The 21,825-nt window shown below is 61.0% G+C and carries 24 protein-coding genes, 2 tRNA genes and 2 pseudogenes; 13 read left to right on the top strand and 15 right to left on the bottom strand.

What is annotated here, in order from left to right; all coding sequences use genetic code 11:
* Positions 1 to 116 precede the first annotated feature (116 nt).
* Positions 117 to 1,382, top strand: coding sequence for an IS256 family transposase (locus OKW26_RS29920; protein ID WP_429352297.1), 1,266 nt, complete (start codon positions 117 to 119; stop codon positions 1,380 to 1,382).
* A 12-nt stretch (positions 1,383 to 1,394) separates the two neighbouring features.
* Here OKW26_RS29920 and OKW26_RS29915 read toward each other — a convergent pair whose 3' ends face one another.
* The 4 genes from OKW26_RS29915 to OKW26_RS29900 all read right to left on the bottom strand — a co-directional run bounded on the left by OKW26_RS29915 (position 1,395) and on the right by OKW26_RS29900 (position 3,546).
* Positions 1,395 to 1,700: a hypothetical protein gene (locus OKW26_RS29915; RefSeq protein WP_429356029.1), complete on the bottom strand. Its 306-nt coding sequence runs from the start codon at positions 1,698 to 1,700 to the stop codon at positions 1,395 to 1,397.
* A 241-nt stretch (positions 1,701 to 1,941) separates the two neighbouring features.
* Positions 1,942 to 2,451: a GNAT family N-acetyltransferase gene (locus tag OKW26_RS29910; protein WP_429356028.1), complete on the bottom strand. Its 510-nt coding sequence runs from the start codon at positions 2,449 to 2,451 to the stop codon at positions 1,942 to 1,944.
* Positions 2,452 to 2,551: 100 nt separating this feature from the next.
* Positions 2,552 to 3,124 carry a GNAT family N-acetyltransferase gene (locus OKW26_RS29905; RefSeq protein ID WP_429356027.1) on the bottom strand — a complete coding sequence of 191 codons (573 nt, stop codon included), beginning with the start codon at positions 3,122 to 3,124 and terminating at the stop codon, positions 2,552 to 2,554.
* A gap of 200 nt (positions 3,125 to 3,324) precedes the next feature.
* Complete coding sequence (locus OKW26_RS29900) at positions 3,325 to 3,546, bottom strand: VOC family protein (protein ID WP_429357142.1); 222 nt, start codon at positions 3,544 to 3,546, stop codon at positions 3,325 to 3,327.
* A 438-nt stretch (positions 3,547 to 3,984) separates the two neighbouring features.
* On the opposite strand from OKW26_RS29900, the gene OKW26_RS29895 reads away from it, so the two are divergent.
* Both OKW26_RS29895 and catB read left to right on the top strand, forming a co-directional pair.
* Positions 3,985 to 4,536 carry a GNAT family N-acetyltransferase gene (locus OKW26_RS29895; protein WP_429356026.1) on the top strand — a complete coding sequence of 184 codons (552 nt, stop codon included), beginning with the start codon at positions 3,985 to 3,987 and terminating at the stop codon, positions 4,534 to 4,536.
* 225 nt (positions 4,537 to 4,761) lie between these two features.
* The gene (catB, locus tag OKW26_RS29890) at positions 4,762 to 5,403 is read left to right on the top strand and encodes a type B chloramphenicol O-acetyltransferase (RefSeq protein ID WP_090801522.1); all 642 of its coding nucleotides are present in this window, start codon (positions 4,762 to 4,764) and stop codon (positions 5,401 to 5,403) included.
* A gap of 97 nt (positions 5,404 to 5,500) precedes the next feature.
* On the opposite strand, the gene OKW26_RS29885 is transcribed toward catB, so the two are convergent.
* From OKW26_RS29885 to OKW26_RS29875, 3 genes and pseudogenes are all read right to left on the bottom strand, one after another.
* Positions 5,501 to 6,034 carry a GNAT family N-acetyltransferase gene (locus tag OKW26_RS29885; RefSeq protein WP_429356025.1) on the bottom strand — a complete coding sequence of 178 codons (534 nt, stop codon included), beginning with the start codon at positions 6,032 to 6,034 and terminating at the stop codon, positions 5,501 to 5,503.
* Between the two features lie 115 nt (positions 6,035 to 6,149).
* Positions 6,150 to 6,774: pseudogene (locus OKW26_RS29880) on the bottom strand (tyrosine-type recombinase/integrase).
* Positions 6,775 to 6,873: 99 nt separating this feature from the next.
* Positions 6,874 to 7,728 carry a PA4780 family RIO1-like protein kinase gene (locus tag OKW26_RS29875; RefSeq protein ID WP_429357141.1) on the bottom strand — a complete coding sequence of 285 codons (855 nt, stop codon included), beginning with the start codon at positions 7,726 to 7,728 and terminating at the stop codon, positions 6,874 to 6,876.
* 631 nt (positions 7,729 to 8,359) lie between these two features.
* Between OKW26_RS29875 and OKW26_RS29870 the strand changes: the two genes are divergently transcribed.
* The 4 genes from OKW26_RS29870 to OKW26_RS29855 all read left to right on the top strand — a co-directional run bounded on the left by OKW26_RS29870 (position 8,360) and on the right by OKW26_RS29855 (position 11,091).
* Positions 8,360 to 9,136: a hypothetical protein gene (locus OKW26_RS29870; protein ID WP_429356024.1), complete on the top strand. Its 777-nt coding sequence runs from the start codon at positions 8,360 to 8,362 to the stop codon at positions 9,134 to 9,136.
* Positions 9,137 to 9,145: 9 nt separating this feature from the next.
* A complete protein-coding gene (locus OKW26_RS29865; RefSeq protein WP_429356023.1) occupies positions 9,146 to 9,565 on the top strand; it encodes a DUF4279 domain-containing protein in 420 nt (139 codons plus the stop codon).
* A 322-nt stretch (positions 9,566 to 9,887) separates the two neighbouring features.
* Positions 9,888 to 10,664, top strand: a complete 777-nt coding sequence (locus tag OKW26_RS29860; RefSeq protein ID WP_429356022.1) for a hypothetical protein — start codon at positions 9,888 to 9,890, stop codon at positions 10,662 to 10,664.
* Positions 10,648 to 11,091 (top strand): DUF4279 domain-containing protein, encoded by a 444-nt coding sequence (locus OKW26_RS29855; RefSeq protein WP_429356021.1) that lies wholly within the window; start codon positions 10,648 to 10,650, stop codon positions 11,089 to 11,091. Before OKW26_RS29860 ends, OKW26_RS29855 begins: the two co-directional genes overlap by 17 nt.
* A gap of 294 nt (positions 11,092 to 11,385) precedes the next feature.
* Here the strand turns inward: OKW26_RS29855 and OKW26_RS29850 are convergent.
* The 3 genes and pseudogenes from OKW26_RS29850 to hemN all read right to left on the bottom strand — a co-directional run.
* Positions 11,386 to 11,706 (bottom strand): annotated as a pseudogene (locus tag OKW26_RS29850) (Arm DNA-binding domain-containing protein); the annotation flags it as partial.
* A gap of 198 nt (positions 11,707 to 11,904) precedes the next feature.
* Positions 11,905 to 11,989: transfer RNA gene (locus tag OKW26_RS29845), tRNA-Leu, on the bottom strand.
* Positions 11,990 to 12,112: 123 nt separating this feature from the next.
* Positions 12,113 to 13,498: an oxygen-independent coproporphyrinogen III oxidase gene (gene hemN / locus OKW26_RS29840; RefSeq protein WP_429356020.1), complete on the bottom strand. Its 1,386-nt coding sequence runs from the start codon at positions 13,496 to 13,498 to the stop codon at positions 12,113 to 12,115.
* A 178-nt stretch (positions 13,499 to 13,676) separates the two neighbouring features.
* On the opposite strand from hemN, the gene OKW26_RS29835 reads away from it, so the two are divergent.
* The 3 genes from OKW26_RS29835 (at position 13,677) to OKW26_RS29825 (ending at position 15,584) form a co-directional block, all read left to right on the top strand.
* Positions 13,677 to 13,979 carry a YkgJ family cysteine cluster protein gene (locus OKW26_RS29835; protein WP_429356019.1) on the top strand — a complete coding sequence of 101 codons (303 nt, stop codon included), beginning with the start codon at positions 13,677 to 13,679 and terminating at the stop codon, positions 13,977 to 13,979.
* Between the two features lie 84 nt (positions 13,980 to 14,063).
* The gene (locus OKW26_RS29830) at positions 14,064 to 14,657 is read left to right on the top strand and encodes a DUF1439 domain-containing protein (protein WP_184058121.1); all 594 of its coding nucleotides are present in this window, start codon (positions 14,064 to 14,066) and stop codon (positions 14,655 to 14,657) included.
* 90 nt (positions 14,658 to 14,747) lie between these two features.
* Positions 14,748 to 15,584 (top strand): undecaprenyl-diphosphate phosphatase, encoded by an 837-nt coding sequence (locus tag OKW26_RS29825; RefSeq protein ID WP_184058119.1) that lies wholly within the window; start codon positions 14,748 to 14,750, stop codon positions 15,582 to 15,584.
* A gap of 71 nt (positions 15,585 to 15,655) precedes the next feature.
* Here the strand turns inward: OKW26_RS29825 and trmB are convergent, their stop codons facing one another.
* Both trmB and OKW26_RS29815 read right to left on the bottom strand, forming a co-directional pair.
* Complete coding sequence (gene trmB, locus OKW26_RS29820; protein WP_429356018.1) at positions 15,656 to 16,462, bottom strand: tRNA (guanosine(46)-N7)-methyltransferase TrmB; 807 nt, start codon at positions 16,460 to 16,462, stop codon at positions 15,656 to 15,658.
* A 126-nt stretch (positions 16,463 to 16,588) separates the two neighbouring features.
* Positions 16,589 to 16,662 (bottom strand) — tRNA-Gly (locus OKW26_RS29815).
* Between the two features lie 224 nt (positions 16,663 to 16,886).
* Here OKW26_RS29815 and OKW26_RS29810 point away from each other — a divergent pair.
* Positions 16,887 to 18,470 (top strand): methyl-accepting chemotaxis protein, encoded by a 1,584-nt coding sequence (locus OKW26_RS29810; protein ID WP_429356017.1) that lies wholly within the window; start codon positions 16,887 to 16,889, stop codon positions 18,468 to 18,470.
* Positions 18,471 to 18,528: 58 nt separating this feature from the next.
* Here the strand turns inward: OKW26_RS29810 and OKW26_RS29805 are convergent, their stop codons facing one another.
* The 3 genes from OKW26_RS29805 to OKW26_RS29795 form a co-directional block, all read right to left on the bottom strand.
* On the bottom strand, positions 18,529 to 19,092 hold the full coding sequence (locus OKW26_RS29805) for a YggT family protein (protein ID WP_184058113.1): 564 nt from the start codon (positions 19,090 to 19,092) through the stop codon (positions 18,529 to 18,531).
* A gap of 157 nt (positions 19,093 to 19,249) precedes the next feature.
* Positions 19,250 to 19,570: an EthD family reductase gene (locus tag OKW26_RS29800; protein WP_184058111.1), complete on the bottom strand. Its 321-nt coding sequence runs from the start codon at positions 19,568 to 19,570 to the stop codon at positions 19,250 to 19,252.
* An 85-nt stretch (positions 19,571 to 19,655) separates the two neighbouring features.
* The gene (locus OKW26_RS29795) at positions 19,656 to 20,591 is read right to left on the bottom strand and encodes a Rossmann-like and DUF2520 domain-containing protein (protein ID WP_429356016.1); all 936 of its coding nucleotides are present in this window, start codon (positions 20,589 to 20,591) and stop codon (positions 19,656 to 19,658) included.
* A 276-nt stretch (positions 20,592 to 20,867) separates the two neighbouring features.
* Between OKW26_RS29795 and OKW26_RS29790 the strand changes: the two genes are divergently transcribed.
* Positions 20,868 to 21,029, top strand: a complete 162-nt coding sequence (locus OKW26_RS29790) for a hypothetical protein (RefSeq protein ID WP_167368604.1) — start codon at positions 20,868 to 20,870, stop codon at positions 21,027 to 21,029.
* Between the two features lie 387 nt (positions 21,030 to 21,416).
* Positions 21,417 to 21,728 (top strand): hypothetical protein, encoded by a 312-nt coding sequence (locus tag OKW26_RS29785; protein ID WP_184058106.1) that lies wholly within the window; start codon positions 21,417 to 21,419, stop codon positions 21,726 to 21,728.
* Positions 21,729 to 21,825 lie beyond the last annotated feature (97 nt).

The following is a 21,825-nucleotide window of genomic DNA, read 5'->3' as shown; positions in this document are numbered from 1 at the left end:
GCTAAGCTCGAATCTGGTGTATGGGGGATTTGAGGCGGGAGATTGAAGGCGGTGGAGGTTTCAGCTGAGAATCTGATTGTCGAAGTCGGAAACCAGCAAACAACAAACCATCCACCATGAGCAAGTTTACGGAAAAAGAAGTCGTCGGTCTATCGGAAGTCGGTCTGGGCTTGGACGATCTGGTGCGCCAGGGCGCGCGGCAGGTGATCCAGCAGGCAATCGAAGCAGAGCTGTCGGCGCTGCTGGAGCGGTTCGAGAACGTTAAAACCCTGCACGGACAGCGTGCCGTGGTGCGCAATGGCTATCTGCCGGAGCGCGAGGTGCTGACGGCGGCCGGCCCCATTGCGGTGAAGGTGCCGAAGGTTCGCGATCGATCAGGATCAGGTGTGAAGTTCAATTCATCGATTGTGCCGCCGTATGTGCGGAAGTCGCCGCGCGTGAGTGCGGCGCTGCCGTGGCTGTATCTGAAGGGCATTTCGACGGGCGATATGAGCGAAGCGCTGGGCGTGCTGCTGGGCGAGGACGCCAAGGGGTTGTCGGCGAACGTGGTAAGTCGCCTGAAGGCGCAATGGGGCGATGAGCACGCCAGCTGGAGCCGGCGTGATCTGTCGAACTCGCGCTACGTGTACTGGTGGGTCGACGGCATTCATACCGGCCTGCGCAGCGAGAACTCGGATGGTCAATGCCTGCTGGTGATCATCGGCGTGAGGCCGGATGGGCGCAAGGAGCGTGTGGCAATCGGCGACGGGTATCGGGAGTCGAAGGCGTCCTGGCAGGAACTGCTGCTCGATCTGAAATCGCGAGGCTTGCAGGGTGGTCCGCTGCTGGCCGTCGGTGATGGCGCAATGGGCTTCTGGGCCGCACTGGAGGAAGTGTTTCCTGCAACGCGCGGCCAGCGCTGCTGGTTTCACAAGATGGGCAACGTGCTCAACGCGCTGCCGAAGTCGCAACAGGGGCGCGCGAAGGCCGACCTGCAGGCGATCTGGATGGCGGCGACGCGCGCCGACGCGTACGCCGCGTTCGATCGTTTCGTGACGGTCTACGCCGCGAAATATCCGAAGGCAACCGAAACGCTGAAGAAGGACCGGGAGAGCCTGCTGGCGTTTTACGACTTCCCCGCCGAGCACTGGCAGCATTTGCGCACGACGAATGCGATTGAGTCGACATTCGCGACCGTGCGCCACCGGACGACTCGCACCCGCAACTGCGTGTCGCGACCAACCTTCCTCGGTCTGGCATTCAAGCTGATCGAGGAAGCCGAGAAAACCTGGCGCCGTATCAACGGCCCTGAGCAGATCAAGCTGTTGCTGGAGGGCATTGCCTTCAGGGACGGCGAACCGGTGCAAGGCGATCAACCGGTTCAGCAGAAACTCGCCGCCTGAAGCCGAACGCTATCAAGCTGCCCATACACCACTCTTGACGTTAGCTCTCAACGGTTGCAACAGTGGACTTGTCGGCTGCATCACTTGAACGGTGATAAAGCCGACCGCCGTGCTGCCATGCTCGGCGAGAAACATGGCTCGATCTTCTCCCTGAAGGCTGGAGAGCCAGTGCGGCTTGTCTCGAGCGAACTCTTCTGTGGCGTTTGCATAGACGTCAGGACGTGCCTGATGGTGGATCGCGTTCAAGTTTTGACCCAACTCGCAAATTTTCAAAATGTCGTCGATGGTTGCGCGGCGATAGCTTATCGAGTCGGTCATCTTCAGCTCTTGATGGTGGGGAAATAAAAAAAGGCGCCTTAAGCGCCTTGGTCGTTTGCACATGGAATGGACCGTGAGGTCGAATTCCTTACTATGGACGTAACGACCCACGGCGCAGCGGATAGCGACCGTGATGATGGTGGTGAGCCTTGCTCGGGACGTTACGAAGTTCCATGCTGTCAATATTGGCACAAAAACAATTTCTGCGTGAGCACATTATTTTTTTGAGTGGCGGCTGTGTCTAACCGGGCATATCGGCCAGCAACGCCCATCGCTCGTGGTCGCGCCATTCGCCATTTATGCGGAGATAGCGAGGAGAAAAACCTTCCTGTTTAAAACCCAACCGCCGCACAAGTGCGATCGACGCGATATTCCCTGGTTGAATATTTGCCTCCACCCGATGCAATCCAAGTTCGCTGAAAGCATAGATCACAGCTGCCCGTACCGCGTCCGTCATCAACCCTGCCCGGGCGAAGTTCGACATTCCGTAATACCCGAGATAGGCGCTGCGAAAAGCGCCCATTACTATTTCGTTAATGTTCACCACACCGACAATTTGAATCGATGCCACTTCACGCGCAATGAGGCCGACGTTCGACCCGGTGAGACCACCTGAAAACCAGCTATCGAAGCCCGTTTGATCGGTAAAGGATGTGACCCAAGGCAGGTGATAGTCCTGACTTGCTGAGTTTGCGGCGATCAAATCGGCGGCGTCGGCACGGATCACTCGGCTTAGCTGAATGCCACTCATGATGCTCCATCGTATAGGCGTGTGCAGGGCTTGAATTGTCGCCGATCCAACAGAGATGGATCAATCTCCAGAGTTGGCCGAACAGGGTCCGACAGGTTTCTCAGTCGTCTAGCTCAATGCGATAACGAAGAGTTTCCGCGAATCCATAGGCGGCGGTCTTTTTGAACCGGTCAGTCAGGACACCACTGCATGCTGCGATCACCCGCTGTGAGGCTATATTTTCAGGATCAACCGTTAGTTCCACGTAGGGCAAGCCTTGCAGCCTCGCTTCGCCAAGCATCAAATTGAGCGCCTGCTTGGCGTAGCCGTTGCCTCGCTTCCACGGCACGACTGAGAAGCCGATATGTCCGAGCACATACGGCGGCAATTCGGCAGATCCAGCCTGCCACCGAAATCCGATCGCACCGCTAACATCGCCGTCCCAAATCCATCGGATGATGCTTGGAAGACGGGCAACGGTCGAGCCATCGGGCAAAGGAATCGGGCCGCCTGATGCGGTCGGATCATCCAGCCCGTCGACGAATGCCTCTGCGTTCAACTCGATAGAATTCAACTGTTCGCGCGCAGCGACCTCCTTACGAACATTGTCAGGTGACCATCCCGCCTCAAGGGCCGAAACGTAGCTTGCCAGCAACGCAGTCGTAGGCCTCAAGAGTTCGATCTCAGTTGTCATTTTCTTCGCCTCAGGAGGAATGATTGACAACAGTTTAAGCGGCGGCGTCGAGTGTCTCAAAGTGGCCGGGCTGTGCCCCACGCGGCGGCGGCCACCAATTGCGCTTCATGCAGTCGGCATAGCGCAAGAAAATTTGTGCGAGCTAGCTGTGAAGCCAACAACAATCAGCATTGTGTCGTCGCTTCCTTTTATGCGCGGAGTCATGACAGGTCTTGACCAATCATCATTCGATGACCATCCGGAGTCCCTACAAGGAACTCGCGCATGCCGTGCGGTCTGTCGGTCGGAGGTTGCAGGATGATGGCGCCTCGACCGACAAGTTCTTCATGAAGTGCGTCAGCGTTCGCCACTTGGAGGTAGCCGAAATAACTGTGGTCCCCGGTTGCCGAAGGCAACATGGCATCGGGGCAATGGCCGATCATGACGCGCACACCCCTCTCGTGGCCAACTTCCAACCTGTCCCGTCGAGCCAGTCCAGTCGAAAACCGAGCGCGTCCCGAAAGTATGAGGCACTGGCTTCGAGGTTTGGAACCGCGAGGACGAAAGAAAAAGAACTAAGATCCGTCAGCGCTTCGGCCATCACGTCACTCCCTGAGTAGCTTCGGCCGCGAACGGCCACCGATTGTTGCCGATTGTACTCCCCGAGTCGAGTGACCCTTCCTGGCCGAACCTTGCCAATCGTTGTGCGATCGACAAGTGTCGTGTCATGACCGGCAGCACGCGACCCGTAAGCGACAGAGGTAAATCGCGAAAGTGGCTGCACAAAGGCTGTGCTGCCACGCGGTTCGATGCGTGCGGTTGTTGGCACTCGGCCCACATGTTCTAATGGGGTCATCTATTTCCGGTGCCCCGCCCCCGTCATGCCATTATTCGAGCCCGTCACGCTGACTACCCCACGCCTCGTTCTGCGGCCGCTTCGTCATGAAGACGCGCAACCACTGTTCGCGATCTGGTCGGACGCGGATGCGATGCGCTATTTTTCGTTTCCGGCGATGACTTCCCTGGATCAGGCAACGGATCGAGTCGCACGTAAATTGAATACGTCAGCTGGCGGCCAGGACTTCATCTGTGCAGTCGAGTTGCAGACAACCGGCGAAGTGCTCGGTGATTGCGCTCTCTTTCATGCAGACGAGCAATGCCGACGCGCGGAGATAGGCTTTGGTCTGCAACGCAAGCATTGGGGAAACGGATATATGAGTGAGGCGGTTTCCGCGCTGATCGAGCACGCGTTCGGCACGCTGAATTTACGCCGGATTGAGGCGGATATCGACCCACGAAATGTAGCCTCGGCGCTTCTTCTCGAACGGCTCGGATTTGTCCGCGAAGGGTTGTTGCGTGATCGCTGGATAGTTGGCGATGAGGTGTCGGATAGCGCGCTGTACGGGCTGCTCGAAAGTGATCGTCGGGCGTAGATGGCCACTGGCTGACGCCAGGATGTGAACTTGACGCTGCGGCGTGAGCGACCGGAATTCTCTCTGATTGTCGCGAATTTACGCGGCAGCGTCGACTGATCGGAGTTGGCTGAAACCGGCGAAACTGGTCCCGACCGTCATTGACGAAAGATTCTGCCGCACGGCTCAGGTTTGCCGCTGCGTGCTCGAACGATAAACGCACCCCAGACTACAGCTTGTCCCTTTATGAAGAATTACTTCGACAGCCCCTTCAAGGGGAAGCCGCTTTCAGAGCAGGTAACCAATCCCAACATCATCGTGGGGCGTTACAGCTACTACTCTGGCTACTATCACGGACACTCCTTTGATGACTGTGCACGCTACCTGTTGCCAGACCGCACAGGTGTCGACCGGCTGATCATCGGTAGCTTCTGCTCTATCGGAAGTGGTGCGACGTTCATGATGGCGGGCAACCAGGGGCACCGGAACGATTGGGTAACCACATTTCCCTTCTTCTACATGACGGAAGAACCGGCGTTTGCTGACGCCTGCGATGCATTCGAACCCGCCGGCGATACGGTTGTCGGGAATGACGTCTGGATCGGTTCCGAAGCGATGATCATGCCAGGTGTTCACATCGGTCACGGTGCCGTGATCGGGAGTTGCGCCGTTGTCACGAAGGACGTTGAACCCTATACGATCATCGGCGGGAATCCGGCAAAGCCGATCCGAAAGCGCTTTTCGGACGATGAGATCGGGATGCTCCTCGAGATGAACTGGTGGGACTGGCCGCTGGACGAGATCGGCAAGTCGATGAAGTTGCTCTGTGCCACGGATATCGCAGCATTGTATGAACGCTGGAGCAGTTCATCGTTATCGGGTCGCTAACACTCGCGTCGACCGACACGCACGCAGTTGACGATCTGGGCATCGACCTTGACTGACCGATCTTGCCCGACGGAAGCCAGTCCACAGGCAGAATCGCCTATACCTCGCTTGCGACTGGCTGGCGAGGAATTCTGTAAACCACAGACTTGTACTTTGGCGTCGCGCGGCTTTCCACAATGACGCCACCTAGCGTTTCGGCGATGCGCCGGCTGGGACGGTTCTCTTCGGCAACCGGATAGGTAAAGCTTTCACAACCAATGGTTCGCGTTGCCCAGTGTGCAACAAGGGTCACAGCTTCACAACCAAACCCATTTCGATGACGATCTTCACGAATCCAGATACCCAGTTCCGGGCTCTCGGTGCGGACGCGGTGAAGCCCGGCTAACCCAAGGAAACTCCCGTCGGTGCGTTGACGTATCGCGAACACATAGTCTGACCCATCGTCAATCGACGGTACCCAGGACCGCCAAACACCGTCAAAATCCTGCCGGGATGCAGGCGGCTCCCACGCCATGTGACGGGTGAGCGAAGGGGTGATGAACGAGAACGCAGCATCCGCGTCGTTGGCCGAGAACGGTTTGATCAAGAGCCGGGTTGATTCAATTTGGATTTCTGTCGGCCGCAGCATCATCTCAAGTCTTCCGTCGAGGTTTGTCTATATTCACCGATTGTCGACGAATCAGAAACGTGTGTCGAATGTCTCATCCTGACCGGACAGCGTCCGATTGCTGTCCGGCGATCACCACTCAGTCTTCCGTCTGTTCGGCCATCTCAAGCGCGTCGTCAACCTCGATGCCAAGATATCTGAGGGTACTTTCAAGCTTCGTATGACCAAGCAAAAGCTGTACGGCTCTGAGATTCTTCGTACGGCGATAGATCAACGAGACCTTCGTCCGACGCATCGTGTGCGTGCCATAGGCGGAGTCGTCGAGCCCGATCGATTTTATCCAGCGATGGACGATCCGTGCGTACTGACGGGTCGAAAGATGGGGCGACGCGTGTATTCGCCCCGGGACCAGGAAATCTGAAGGACACAGAGCTGCTGCCTTGATCCAGCTTTCCACGCTATCCCGCGTTTGCTCGGTGATCTCGAATTGCACCGGCCGCTGCGTTTTCTGTTGCATAACGGTCGCCCGGGGCGCTATGTGTGCCCAGACAGACATCGCGGACTCGAAGTTTTGTCAGGTCGCACGCTCGAAGTTTGCTGTCGATCGCCAGATTGAACATCGCCAGATCACGGGTTTTCGCCCCCAATTGCAGGCGAATCCGAATGGCCCAAATCTCCTTGAGCTTCAGCGGCGACTTCTGCCCGGTTAGCTTGTCATTGTTCCACGGCACGCGCGGCACGTTGCCGATGATGATCGCGTCCATTTCGACTCTTCTTTCAAGTGAAGAGAAAATCAGTCTGCGCCAACCTCGATGGGCGATACCCGACCGGCAAGGGGCGTTCAATTTTCTCCATAACGGTTATCAGTTCGCGGTCAGTTCCTGCTGTCGCCGCACTCGCGCGTCTTCGTCAAGACGTGTCTCTTCGAGTTCCTGCAGCACGCTATCGAGGTCGACAGGTCGCGTGTCGAGCTCGATGCGGCCGGTCAGTTTGACCTCGACATGCAGCTCGCCTGCTTGGAACAGCGCCCAGATCTCCGTTCCGTAATCCGCGCCGAGAATTTGCGGTGCAAACCGTCCGAAGTACGCAGCGAGGTTGTCGACGTCACGCTTGAGCATCGAGGCGGCTTCGTTGTTGGCGGCGGCGTCGATGGCCTGAGGCAGATCGATGATCACCGGTCCATCAGCCGCCAGCAGGATGTTGTATTCGGACAGGTCGCCGTGAATCACACCCGCGCAGAGCATGCGGACAACCTGGTTGAGCAGCAGGGCGTGCAGTTCAAGGGCGCGCGCTTCAGTCAGATGGACGTCGTTGAGGCGTGGCGCGACGTCACCCGTTGCGTCGACCACCAGTTCCATCAGTAACACCCCATCGGTACAGATATAGGGTTGCGGCACTCGCACGCCCCCGTCGGCAAGTCGGAACAGTGCGTCGACTTCGGCGTTTTGCCACAACTCCTCCTGCATCTGGCGCCCATAGCGAGTACCTTTTTCCATCGCACGCGCCTGCCGGCTGTTCTTGACCTTGCGGCCGTCCCGATACGATGCGGCTTGCCGGAAACTGCGCTGCTTCGCGTCCTTGTAGACCTTTGCACACCGCATCGAGTCGCCGCTGCGCACGACGTAGACGGTTGCTTCCTTGCCGCTCATCAACTGGCCGATCACTTCGTCGATGAGTCCTTCGTCAAGAAGCGGTGCAAGCCGTTTGGGTATTTTCATACGACCGACCAGTGCGGCTCGTGGCGCGTGCGTTCGAAATGCGTGGAAGGCGAATGGGTCGCTGAGGTGTGCGGAATCGGCGAACCGATGAATCGCGTGGGCGGTTCCGCTCGTCGGGTTGCTGCATGGGGAGTGGAGGAAGTCATGCCGGATTATAAAGGGAGCGAGGGGGAGGCGACTCAAATCAAATTTCCTGGCGACTGCGCAGATGCATTGTCGCCGCTCCTGGCCGCTGGCTACTTGCCACGACGGGCAGCGCCCGACCACAACGCGCATTCGACTTTCTCCAAAGCGGCAACGGTTGCGCAGGTGTCGATTTTTGGTCTCTTCGAGGATGCGCTCGCGGACGTACGCGCCGTATTGGCGCGAACAGCGGCTTCGGGCGAATAGATCTGCTGCGCGAGTCCCGCCAACGGCTGGAAAGGTCATAGACCAGCGGTACGGTCGCTGCCCGCGAGCGTCCGCGCTACGGGCGCGAAAAACCGCAATGTTCCTGCGGGCGCGTTTTTCCGTTTCATCGAGAGCCGTGGAGATTTTGGGCTGTCGCCCATGTACGGACTGCCTGTCGCACGGTAATTATCTGACTGCTGTCAACCCCGGCAGCGACTTCAGATAGACCATCGACACACCTATGTCCCTGTCCGTATTTGAAATGCACTCCGTGGAGCTGTTCTGCCAGCGGCCACCGGGTGCCTGTTATGTCATCTGCGACGAATGGCACTATAAAGCGTGCCTCGGCAAGGCCGCAGACCTTCAGAGGGCCAGTGCGGAGACCCGGGAATTTCTTGACATTGCCCAACTGAATCACAGGAAGTGGGAGGAGGACCGGAAACTGGTCAGGAATCTCATTGGCGGTCACTGGCTGTTTTTTCATGATGTACGGGACCGGAACCCTGACACCGATGGCTGGTGGGTCATCCTTGCGCTTCTCGAAGAGGTGCGCCGCGGTGCCCTGCTTGCCATTAAAGGCCCTCGCGATAGCCTGTTTCCGTCACCCTACAGCAGCACGCCGTTGAGGGATATCGCAGCGAGGGCCGGTACTCGCCCGGACGGCGAACCTGTGCTGTCTGTCCAGTATGATCCGGCCACCTGGCAAACCCGGCTGAACGCTGCGCGCGCAGCCAGGGCTGGCGATAGAGGCGCATCAACGCTGCTCGGCGACGCGCAGCCGTTTGAGTATGTGCCTGATGCGTTGAGCGGCGATGTCGTTGAACTCGCCGCGAGCACCAATAACCCACGCTATGCCGCCAAGATGCTTGGATACGATCAAAACACGTTCAGCGACATGCTTCACGCTATGAAGCAGTACAACAAATTGCGCGGCGACAACAACGTAATCTGGCATGACGATGGAGACGTGGAATTTCACGGCGTGATTATCGACAACATGCACAGTTGGGCACCCTAAAGGAATGTTATGGTAACGACCCATCAACTTGCACATGCTTCTTTCAATATCTACCAGGACGTGGAGCGGCCCGAATTCTGGACAAACTATTTTGGCGTTGAACCGGACATGCAGAGTGTTCGGGGGCAATTCCGCACTACACCATCTGGGCGCACTAGCAAGTACCCCGCTCGAATTGGTGTATGGAGTGTGGATAGCAAGGGGCATGTTCAGAGTAATATTCTTGCGCCTCACCTTCGCTATCTTGTCGAACGCTTGGCATTGCCCCGATCAGACCTGCCCGAATTGCTCAAGCGCACTGGCGCACAGATGCGTTTCTTCTGTTATTGGGACAACGAGAGCGGCGACCGCGTGCCTGATGTGCCCGACGATATTCGCACCATGATGGAAGCCATGGGCGGCACGATTGAGATTGATGAATATCGATAGAGCCTCGCTCGAATGCTCTTCGAGGATGCGCTCGCGGACGTACGCGCCGTATTGGCGCGAACAGCGGCTTCGGGCGAATAGATCTGCTGCGCGAGTGCCGCCAGCGGCTGGAAAGGTCATAGACCAGCGGTACGGTCGCTGCCCGCGAGCGTCCGCGCTACGGGCGCGAAAAACCGCAATGTTCCTGCGGGCGCGTTTTTCCGTTTCATCGAGAGCCGTGGAGATTTCGGGCTGTCGCCCATGTACGGACTGCCTGTCGCACGGTAATTATCTGACTGCTGTCAACCCCGGCAGCGACTTCAGATAGACCATCGACACACCTATGTCCCTGTCCGTATTTGAAATGCACTCCGTGGAGCTGTTCTGCCAGCGGCCACCGGGTGCCTGTTATGTCATCTGCGACGAATGGCACTATAAAGCGTGCCTCGGCAAGGCCGCAGACCTTCAGAGGGCCAGTGCGGAGACGCGGGAATTTCTTGCTATCGCCGCACTGAATCGCAGGAAGTGGGAGGAGGACCGGAAGCCGGTCAGGAATCTCATTGGCCGCAGCTGGCTGTTTTTTCATAGGGTCCGGGACCGCGATCCTGACGCCGATGGCTGGTGGGTCATCGTTGCGCTTCTCGAAGAGGTTCGCCGGGGCAAACTGCTTGCCGTTAAACGTCCGCGTCACGGCCTGTTTCCGTCACCGTACAGCAGCACGCCGTTAATGAATCCCGTAGCGAAGGCCGGCAGTCAGCCGAACGGCGAACCCATTCTGTCTGTGCAGTACGATCCGGCCACCTGGCAAACCCAACTGAACGCTGCCCGCGCAGCCAGAGCTAGCGATAGAGGCGCATCAACGCTGCTCGGCGACGCGCAGCCGTTTGAGTATGTGCCTGACGCGTTGAGCGGCGATGTCGTTGAACTCGCCGCGAGCACGAACAACCCAAACTACGCGGCGAAGATGCTGGGGTATGACCGCAAGACGTTTGGGGCTATCTTGCACAGGTTCAAGCCAGGCAATGGCTTGGGGCCAGCCGATAACGTCATCTGGCATGACAACGGCGACGTGTACTTTAATGGTAGCCACATCGGAAATTTTCATGACTGGGCAAACTGAGGCCGCTCCAATGGCAGATCACCAACTTGCGCACGCGACCTTTTACATATCCGGCGACTCATTGGAGCCAGCCTTTTGGACGGCGTATTTCGACATCAAGCCGGATACAGCGATTACCAAGGGACAGCCGTTCACCACACCGTCTGGGCGACCGAGCAGCGCGCCGGGCCGCGTTGGCCTTTGGGGCGTGCGCAGTGAGGGCGCAGTTCGTAGCGATTCACTTGAGCCGCATTTGCGTTACCTGATTGGGCGCCTGAATCTGCCGAGAGCGGAACTTGGCCAACTGCTCGCAGACAAGGGACTTCGGATGCGCTTCTTCTGTTACTGGTACAACGAGAGCGGCGACCGCGTGCCTGATGTGCCCGACGATATTCGCACCATGATGGAAGCCATGGGCGGCACGGTTGAGATTGATGAATATCGATAGAGCCTCGCTCGAATGCACAAGCCGATCCTCGCGAGTCGGCTTTTTTGTGCGAGCTTGTAAGGCACAGCGCGAGTGTTATGGGCCGCACTTCTGAATTAATCCTCTATGCCGCAAACATACACGGCCCACGCTTCCATCATCGGGCGGCGCTGTTCCAAATGGTTGTCCCGCTGAGGTAGTAAGGCGACCGTCCCGCCTTTGATCGGAATGACTTCGGCCCCGGCCTTGATCCGGTCAAGGTAATCGGCCCAGCGATATCGACCCGCTTTCAACGGACTGACCGCGCTCTTCCATCCAGGCGAGCGCAACGGCTTCGAATGAATTGGCAGCAGCAAGGCGGGCGGCGCGTTTCCCGGCCTTTTTAGCTTCCTCCGGATCAATGTTTGCTGCCAGTTTTTCGCGGGCGTAGTCCCGACGCTTGCGGGCATCGGCAAGCGGCACGTCTGGATAGACGCCAAGTGCGAGGCTCTTTTCCTTTCCGGCGAAACGGTACTTGAAAATCCATCGCTTGCTGCCCGTTGGCGTGACAAGCAGCAGCAGGCCGCCACCGTCGTACAGCTTCTGCTGTTTTTCACCCGGCTTCGTGTTACGGATCGTGGCATCCGTCAGCGCCATGTTTGCGTCTCCGGTTGTCGCGCCGCTACTGGGGGCGTTTTCCATCCGACGGGCGCTTGAATCGTGGCAACCCCCGAAATGACCCCCTGGTGGGGGTTGTAATCGCTGGTGAACCCTTGGAGGCTACAGCAAACAAAAGCCCCGCTCAGCGCTAGCTGTCGGGGCTTCGTGATGAACCGTTACCGGTTGAAGAGTGTTTGGTGCCCAGGGCCGGAATCGAACCGGCACGCCTTGCGGCGGGGGATTTTGAGTCCCCTGCGTCTACCAATTTCACCACCTGGGCAGATACTGCAGCGCGCGCATCGGGAGTTCAGCGCGCAAGGAAGACGCAGATTATGGCCGAAAATCGGTAGACGGGCAAGTCGATTGCCTTCACCCGCCACAGCGCGTTCGCGGCGAGCGGTGCTCAGACCGTCCGCGAGAATCGTGTGAGCGTCTGCTCGCCCAGATAGCGGTCAAATATCATCGCGAGATTGCGCACGAGCATGCGGCCGGCCATTCGCACTTCGAGCTTGCGTGCGCCGAGCGAGATCAGCCCGTCGTCCTCGAATGAACGCAGACGCGCGAGTTCCGGCGCGAACGTGTCGGCGAAGTGGATGCCGTACGCCGCTTCGAATTCGTCGAAGCGCAGTTCGAGGTTGCACATCAGCTGCGTGATCACGTCGCGCCGCAGACGGTCGTCGGCGGACAGGCGGATGCCGCGCGCGATCGCGAGCCGGCCCGCATCGATCGAGTCGGTGTAAGCGGGCAGCTCTCGCGCGTTCTGCGCGTACACGTCGCCGACCTTGCCGATCGACGAGGCGCCAAAACCGATCAGATCGCACTCGGCCCGCGTGCTATAGCCCTGGAAATTGCGATGCAGCGTGCGCTGCGCCTGCGCGCGAGCGAGCTCGTCGGTGGGCAGCGCGAAGTGATCCATGCCGATGTACACATAGCCCGCTTCAGTCAGCCGTTCGACGATCCGTTGCAGCAGAGCCAGCCGCTCCTCGCTCGACGGCAGCGTCGCGGGATCCATCTGGCGCTGCATCTTGAAGAGCCGCGGCATGTGCGCATACGCGAACACCGACAGCCGGTCCGGCGCCAGTTCGAGCATCGTGTCGAGCGTGCGGCTGAAGCTCGCGACGGTTTGATGCGGCAGCCCGTAAATCAGATCGACGCCGATCGAATGAAAACCGTACGCGCGCGCCGCCTGCATCACCGATGCGGTCATCTCGAACGGCTGGATGCGATTGATCGCCTGCTGCACGCGCGGATCGAAGTCCTGCACGCCGAGGCTCAGCCGGTTGAAGCCGAGGCGGCGCAGAAGCGCGACCGTGTCGGGCGACGCCTCGCGCGGATCGACCTCAATCGAATATTCGGCTCGATCGTCGGGCAGAAGTTTGAAGTGCTCGCGCGTCGCGGCCATCAGCTGGGCCATCTCGTCATGCGACAAAAACGTCGGCGTGCCGCCGCCCCAATGCAATTGCGAGACGGGCCGCTGCGTATCGAAACACGTGGCCTGCAAACCGATTTCGCGTTTGAGCCGCTCAAGGTACGGGCGCGCATGCGCGCGATTTCTCGTCACGACCTTGTTGCAGCCGCAGTAGAAGCACACGGTGTCGCAAAACGGAATGTGGAAGTACAGAGACAGATCGGTCGACGCGGCACTCGGGTCGGCGGCGGCGCGGTGATAGTCGGCGGTGTCGAACGATTCGCGGAACTGCGGCGCGGTCGGATAGGACGTATACCGGGGACCGTTCGCGCTGTAGCGCGCGAGCAGGTCGGGGCGGAACAGGGTGTCGGTTTGGGACATGAGCGGTGTCGGACGGTGGGCGGCTCTCGCCGCGTGCCGCGTGTCATGGTCAGTCAGCAGCTTCGAGTTTACGTGCGTGCCCATGGGACCCGATTGTGTAAAGAGGTCGCACAGACAGGCAGTGGCACAATGCGGGTCTGGCAACACGTTGCCAAGGTTTGAGTTCAGGAAAGATGACGTGGATCAAAGGTTGAACAGTGCACGGGTGGACGCTCACGCGTGCCGTCCCGATTGCGGCGCGTGCTGTATCGCGCCGTCGATTTCGAGCCCGATTCCAGGCATGCCGAACGGCAAGCCGGCGGGCGTGCGCTGCGTGCAACTCGGCGACGATCTGCGCTGCGCGATCTTCGGCCGGCCGGAGCGGCCCGCATGCTGCTCGGGTCTGCAGCCGCAACTCGAGATGTGCGGCGCGAATCGCGGCGAAGCGCTCGCGTGGCTCACGCTACTCGAGGCGCAAACACAACCGGCATCCCATCCATGACGCGCGGCATGCGGTAAACGCCGTCGCTGACCACACCCGTCAACGCAAGCCGATGTCCGCAAGGGCTTCCACAGGAGATTTCGCATGACTCGACCCGCAGCGCCGGCCCGGCGCCGCTTTCTGCGCGCTGCGCTGACCGGCTGCAGCGCGCTTGGCATCACTGTGTCGCTCGCGGCTTGCGCGAGCCCGACGTTTCCGTTCATGCCGTCGCACTACACGTTCTCGCAGAAGCAGGTGCAGGAGGCCGTGCAGCGCAAGTTCCCGTATCAGCGCACGGTGTCGCAGGTGTTCGATGTCGCGCTGAGCAATCCGGTGGTGGGCATGCTGCCCGATGCGAACCGCGTGCAGGTGAAGCTCGACGCGCGTTTCGCGAGTCCGTTCCTGCAGCAGCCGGTCGATGGCGTGTTCACGCTGTCGAGTGAACTTGCATACGACGCGGCGAGCCGTTCGGTGATCCTCAAGTCGCCGAGTGTCGACAACGTCAGCGTGAGCGGTGAGGCGCAGATGTACACGCAGCAGATCAACGCGGCCGCGGCGCTGCTCGCGACCCAATTGCTGACCAACTATCCGATCTACACGTTCAAGCCCGAGCAACTGCAATTTGCCGGCGTCAACTACGAACCCGGTACAATCACGATCCTTACAAACGGCATACGCGTGCAGATCGTCGAAAGATGACCGGCATGCGCGGCCACGTGGGCCGCGCATGCCAGTCATGACCGTGCGGGCCCATTTCGTTGCGACAACCTACCGCGATAAGGGGCACGGATGGACTGGCTACTGGCTTGCAAGGCGCTGATTCTCGGCGTGGTCGAGGGTTTGACGGAGTTCTTGCCGGTGTCGAGCACCGGGCATCTGATCGTCGTCGGCAGTCTGCTGGATTTCTCCGACGAGCACGCGAAGACCTTCGATGTCGTGATCCAGCTCGGCGCGATTCTCGCCGTGTGCTGGGAGTTTCGCCGCCGCATCGGCAACGTGATCGTGGGGCTGCCGAGCCGGCCCGAGGCACGCCGCTTCGCGCTGAACGTGATCATTGCGACGATTCCGGCAGTCGTGCTCGGCCTGCTGTTCGAGAAGTCGATCAAGGAGGCGCTGTTTTCACCGGTGCCGGTCGCGTTTGCGCTGGTCGCGGGCGGCGTCGTGATCCTGTGGGCGGAGGCGCGTCAGCGCGCGCGCGGCGACGCGGCGGTGCGGGTGCGCAGCATCGACGATCTGAGCCCGCTCGATGCGTTGAAAGTCGGCCTCGCACAGTGCTTCGCGCTGATTCCGGGGACCTCGCGCTCGGGCTCGACGATCATCGGCGGCATGCTGTTCGGCATCGAGCGCCGCGCCGCGACCGAGTTTTCATTCTTTCTCGCGATTCCGATCATCTTCGGCGCGACGGCCTACGAGCTGTACAAGGACTGGCACCTGCTCACCACCGATGCGCTCGGCAGCTTCGCGCTCGGCTTCGCGGCCGCGTTCGTCAGTGCGTTCGTCTGCATCCGCTGGCTGCTGCGCTATGTCGCGTCGCACGACTTCACGGTGTTCGCGTGGTATCGGATCGGCTTTGGCCTGCTGATCCTGCTGATCGGTTATAGCGGCGGGTTGAGCTGGGCCGATTGAGATTTGCCGTGCAATGAAAAAAGGTCCGCGTATGTGCGGACCTTTTTTCGTTGGCTTGTCGTCTCGTCGCGTTACGCGGCGCCGCGCTTGCGGAACACGAGGTCCCACACGCCGTGGCCGAGCCGCAGGCCGCGCCGTTCGAACTTCGTCACCGGACGATAGTCGGGCCGCGGCGCGTAGGTGTCGGCGGTGTTTTCGAGCAGCGGATCGGCGCCGAGCACTTCGAGCATCTGTTCGGCGTAGTTCTGCCAGTCGGTCGCGCAATGCAGATACGCATCCGGCTTCAGACGCGACACGAGCAGTGCGACGAACTTCGGCTGGATCAGCCGGCGCTTGTGATGGCGCGCCTTGTGCCACGGGTCGGGGAAAAAGATGTGCGCGCCGTCGAGGCTGTCGGGCGCGATCATGTGCTCGAGCACTTCGACCGCGTCGTGCTGGATGATGCGGATGTTCGTCAGCGACTGCTCGCCGATCAGCTTCAGCAACGCGCCGACACCGGGCTCGTGGACTTCGACGCCCAAGAAGTCGTCGTCGGGACGGTGCGCGGCGATCTCCGCGGTGGTGGCGCCCATGCCGAAGCCGATCTCCAGCACGCGCGGCGCTTCGCGGCCGAACACGCCGGTCCAGTCGGGTTGTTGTGGTGCATAGGGCACGACGAAGCGCGGGCCGAACTCATCGAGCGCGCGGCGCTGGCCGGTCGACACGCGACCCGCGCGCGTGACGAAGCTGCGGATGCGGCGGTGATGAAGCGTGTCTGCCGGCGTTGCACCCGGCGTGCCGTCGACGTCGTTCGTCTCGTTGCCGGCGGGCTGATCGGCTGCGCTCGTGGGGGTCGGGGCGTCGTCCGGGAGACCGGAGTCGTTTGGATCGTGGATCATCGTCGATGCTGCTGCAAGGGTGAGGGCTGCGCGGCTTGCGCGCTGTGCCGGGCCGTTGCCACTACAAAAAAGCCGCCTTCAGGGAGGCGGCTCTTGCTGGATTCCGCTGAACACTCAGCGGGAAAGTGGAGCGGGCGATGGGAATCGAACCCACGGCTCTAGCTTGGGAAGCTAGGGTATTACCATTATACGACGCCCGCAGAACTCGCGATTTTACAGGCTTTTGGGCCGTTTGGGCAGGGGTATGGCTCGCGCGCACGAGCAGCCGACCCGTCTTTTCGCTTCTGCGGTTCGAACGGCGCGAGCCTTCAGACTTTGTCTGCGCCTGCCGTTAATCCGAATACTGCCCAACACCGTGCGCTTGCGCACCCACAAGCCGGCACGAACCCGGCGCTTCCCATCCCGATCAAGAGATTTTCCCAAGATGCAGTGGCTTTCCAATCTGAAACTGAGCCAGAAGCTTGTCGGCTCGTTGATGCTGTGCGCGTTCGTGACGGCCATCGTCGGCACGGTCGGTGTGCTGAAGGTGCGCGAAGTCGCGACGATGCAAACCGAAATGTACGACCGCGAATTCGTGCCTGTGCGCGACGACGGCACCGCCGCGTGGCAGGCCGCTTCGCACTTCCGGCGCCTCTATTCGTACATCCTGAATCCGGAGCCGGCAGGCCGCGCCGATACGGTGCGCCTGAATCACGGCGGTGAAGCGGCGATCCTGTCGGCATTCGACTACGAGCGCAAGCATGCGACCACCGACGCGCAGAAGCAATTGCTGAGCGACTTCGACGCCGCCTATCCGGCCTATATGAGTTCGGTCGCGAAGGTGATGGCGCTGGCCGATCAGGGCGATCAGAGCGGCGCGCTCGCCGAGCTCAAATCGACCACCGACCCGCTGCACGTCCAGCTGCGCACGCTGATGATCAAGCTGTCCGACGTGCGGGATGAGTTGGCCAGACAGCGTGTCGCGAACGGCGTCGAGATGGTTCGCTCGGTGACGTGGTGGATCGCGAGCTGCGCGGTCGTCGGCGTCGCGGTTGCGATCGGCCTGGGGCTGCTGGTGACGCGCGCGGTCGTGCGGCAGATCGGCGGCGAACCGGCCGAAGTCGCGAAGGTCGTCGAGCAGATCGCGGGCGGCGACTTGAGCCGGCGACTGCACACCGGCGCCGCCGACGACGGCAGCATCTTGCGAGCGGTCGCGCACATGCAGGAGCGTCTCGCGGCGACGATCGGTTCGATTCGCGAAAGCGCCGAGTCGGTCAGCATCGCTTCGCAGCAGATCGCGAGCGGCAACATCGATCTGTCCGCTCGCACCGAAGAGCAGGCCGCTTCGCTCGAACAGACCGCGGCGAGCATGTCGGAATTGACGCAGACCGTCACCCGCAACAGCGACAACGCGCGCAATGCGAGCGCGCTCGCGACTGAGGCTGCACAGGTCGCCAACACCGGCAACACTGCCGTCGAGGGCATGGTGCGCACCATCGGTGATATCAGCGGCAGTTCGACGAAAATCTCGGAGATCACCGGCGTGATCGAGGGCATCGCGTTCCAAACCAATATTCTCGCGTTGAACGCGGCGGTCGAGGCCGCGCGCGCGGGCGAGCAGGGGCGCGGTTTCGCGGTGGTCGCGAGCGAGGTGCGCAACCTCGCGCAGCGCTCGGCAAGCGCGGCCAAGGAGATCAAGGAGATGATCACGACGTCGGTCGCGATCATCGAAGGCGGCACGCAGCAGGCAGCCGAAGTCAGCACGACGATGGCGGATATCAAGGCCGCGATTCATCGCGTGTCGGATATCGTCAGCGAGATCGCAACGGCCTCCGAAGAGCAGAACCGCAGCATTCACCAGGTCGGCCAGGCCGTCACGCAGATGGACGAGGCCACGCAGCGGAACGCGGCGCTCGTCGAACAGGCCGCGGCGGCCGCGCAATCGCTCGAGACGCAGGCGCGCAAGATGAAGCAGACGGTGTCGGTGTTCCGGACGGGGGAGAGCCGCGGTTTCGCGGCACCCGTGTAGAAGCCGCGCCGACTCAAGCGGCCGCCGCGCGTCAGCCCAACTTTCCCGCGCAATCAGCTCAGATCACAAAATAAGTCAGCTGAACCGCCGCGCGCGTGACGACCATCTGCAGCACCTGCACGATCACGAACAGCAGGATCGGCGACAGATCGATACCGCCGAATTTCGGCAGCACGCGACGCAACGGATTCAGAAACGGCGCGGTCAGCTGATACAGAATCGGCATCGCGGGCGAACGAGGATTGAGCCACGACAGCAGCGCCATCAGGATCGTCATCCAGATGATCAGATTGAGCGCCCACTTGATCGCGGTGAGCACCGCGACGATCAGCAGCGTCGGCACGAGCGTCAGCGGATCCGCGCCCGTCAGCACGATCATCAGGACGACGTAGATGATCGCGGCGATCAGCGTCGCGACCACGCTCGCCCAGTCGATGTTGCGCGTGCTCGGCAGGATGTGCCGTAGCGGCAGCACGATCCAGTTGGTCGCCTGCAGCACGGCGTTCGAGACCGGGTTGTACGGCGGCAGGCGCACAACCTGCAGCCACGCGCGCAACAGCAGCGCGGCGCCAAACAGCGTGAAAACGGTATTGAGCAGAAAACGGGCGATATCGCCAAACATCTCGTGTCCTTATGCTTCTGATGACGGCCGCCGACCGGCCGCGGGCTGCCGGCGTCGCCCGATCGGTGCGTGCCGGCGGTTTTCTGGATTTACCCGGTTAGCCAACCGGAGGTTCGACGTCATTGCGCGCCGCCTCCCGATGGCTGTCTGTCCGGCATCACACGGAAATCCGGACCTCGCTGATCAGGATTGTGCCGTTGCCGCCGTCGGTGTAGTTCGGGATATCCGCTAATAGTTGCTCGGACGCGGGCTTGAACACTTTATAGAAGTCGTCCGCGCTATCGAACAGGAAGTGTCCCGCGGCCACGTAAGGCGGTGGCGTGCCGGGCGGCCCGGCGTTCAGGCCCGCGTCGACCGACCAGCCTTTCAGCGCCGGCGCGAACAGCTTCGCCGCGAGCGGCATATGGGTCGCGCAGTAGTAGTCCATGTCGAAACGGCCGTTTTCCCGGTACGGGTAGAGGATGCTGACCTTGATCATTGTGCGTTCTCGTCTGTTGGTCCCGAAGCGCGGCGCGGGTCGTCGCGTGGTTCGCCCAGCGTGCCGGACGTCACATTATCACGGCTTACTTGACGCTTGCACCTGCCGCGGCCTGATTCAGCGAGCGGCCCAGCGATTCTTCCACAGCTTCGGAGATCGCTTCAATCGTCGCGGCCGGCGTTGCGCGACGTCGGGCGAGGTTGACCGCGCGGCGCGTCAGCAGACCATACAGCGCGGCATGGTCGCCGCCGAAGCCTTCGAGCAGCGCGAGCTGCTTCTCGACGACACCCGTGTCGCCGCGCGATACCGGCCCCGCGAGCGCGTTGGGCAGGCCTTTGTCGCGCGCGGTTTCGATCGTGCCGGCGAGCATCGGCAGCAGCGCGCGCAGCGCGTCGTCTTCGGCGAAGCCAAGCGTGCGCCACAACGCCACGCATTCGGCGAGGCTGCAGAGCGCGAAGCTCGCCGCGTAGTGCGCGGCGGCGTGATACAGCATGCGGCCGCCCGGCGGAATCGACAGCGGATGGCAGCGCAGCGCGAGCGCGAGCGCGGTCAGCGTCTCCTTCAGTTCGCCGTCGGCTTCGATCGTCACCGAGCAGCCGACGATACGCTCGAGATCGGCGAGCTCGCCGCTAAATAGATACAACGGATGAAAGCCGCCGATCGCCGCGCCCTGATCGCGCGCTGGCGCGAGCAGTTCGACCGGCGAGGCGCCGCTGCAGTGCACGAGCGCTTTGCCGGGGTGGCTTGCCGCATTGCCTCCAAAGCGGAGTGTGTGCGCTGTCGTACCGATGCTGTCGTCAGGAACGGCTAAAAAAACGATATCGGCAGCGTCGACGGCCTGTTGCGGGTCGTCAGTGGCCGCGCAGTGTGCGATCTGGGCGGCGAGCCGGCGCGCGGAATCGGCCGAGCGGCTCGCCACCGCGGTGACCGGATAGCCGGCGCGCGCAAACGCGAGCGCGAGACAACGCGCGAGCCGCCCCGCGCCGATGAAGCCGACGCGCGGCAAGGAAGACTGGGACATGGTCACCTGCTCCAGACGGATCGTGTGAACGGGAAAGCAGCAGTATCTCGCATCCGGCGAAGCGCGGCCGCGATCCGGCCCCTTGCACGGTTCGACAGCGGTCGTCGGATAAGTTTGCGGGCGATATGGCGCCAACGGTCGGTCATCGGGTGGCGTGACGCCCACGGATGTGAAAACTGCTCACAATCGTACGTGACAGGAACAGTGGTCGATGAGCCGGTTTGGCGGTCGTATTTTCCGTACTTCGTTCGCAGTCAGAAATTCGGGAGGGTCGAGATGAGTATTTTTTCTTACCGAAAGCACTTGCGGTTCCTGACGCGCGCCCAGCGCCGTCGCTGGTGGGATCAGAAAAAGCGCCTTACGCCGCGCGTGCGGATCAGCGGCGCATACGTGCCGCCCAACGTGTCCCGCGAATTCGTGTACGTGAAGGTCGGCTAGTCGCGCGGTCTTCGCAGGTGACAAAATGCCCGGCCTCGAGCAATTGAGCCGGGCATTTTTTGTTGGGAATTTTCTTCCGGCTGTCAGGATTGAAGCGAATTTGTAATTAAAGATTACCGATGCGCGAACTCAAACCCCCGCGCTCGATCAGACCTGTGACGCGCGGCCCGTCGCCCGCGTGCAACCCCTTGATTCCCGGCTGATTTCGCTCAGGTCGCGGCGGCGCGTAGGCGCGCTCGCGCCGCGCTCGGCAAAACGCTTCGGCTCGCCCTTGCAATTTGCAACAAATGCGAACATTTCGGCTGGGGCTTTTTAGATACATTGATTTCACAGCATGCGAGGCATGCGCAGTCGGCGACCTTGGCAGGCCGCGCTAGGAGAATAGAAGTGAAAAAGATCGTTCCGTTTGTCGTTGCAGCCGCACTCGGCTTGGGACTTGCCGGGGCCGCTGAGGCAGGTGTTTCCGTCGGTATCGGCCTTGGGGTGCCGATCGCGCCGGCCTATCCGGTCTATGCGGCGCCGCCGCCTGTCTATTACGCCCCGCCGCCTGCGCCGGTGTACGCGCCGCCGGTTGTGTTCGCACCGGCTCCGGTGGTGGTCGGAGGCTATTACGGCTATGGCCGCCCTTACTATCGTGGCTACTACCACGGCTACCGTGGCTACTATCGCGGCTATGGGCACTCGTACTATCGTCATTAAGAAGTGCGGGCGCGCTTGACGCGCGTGGGAACGTCGACGGCGTAACGCCGGCTTGTGCCGGGTTACGTCGTTTCTTTTTGTGTCGCTGGTTTTTGCT

The sequence above is a fragment of the Paraburkholderia sp. 32 genome, assembly GCF_050435345.1.
Classification (GTDB): domain Bacteria; phylum Pseudomonadota; class Gammaproteobacteria; order Burkholderiales; family Burkholderiaceae; genus Paraburkholderia; species Paraburkholderia tuberum.
This window is presented reverse-complemented; position numbering and strand designations above follow the sequence as displayed.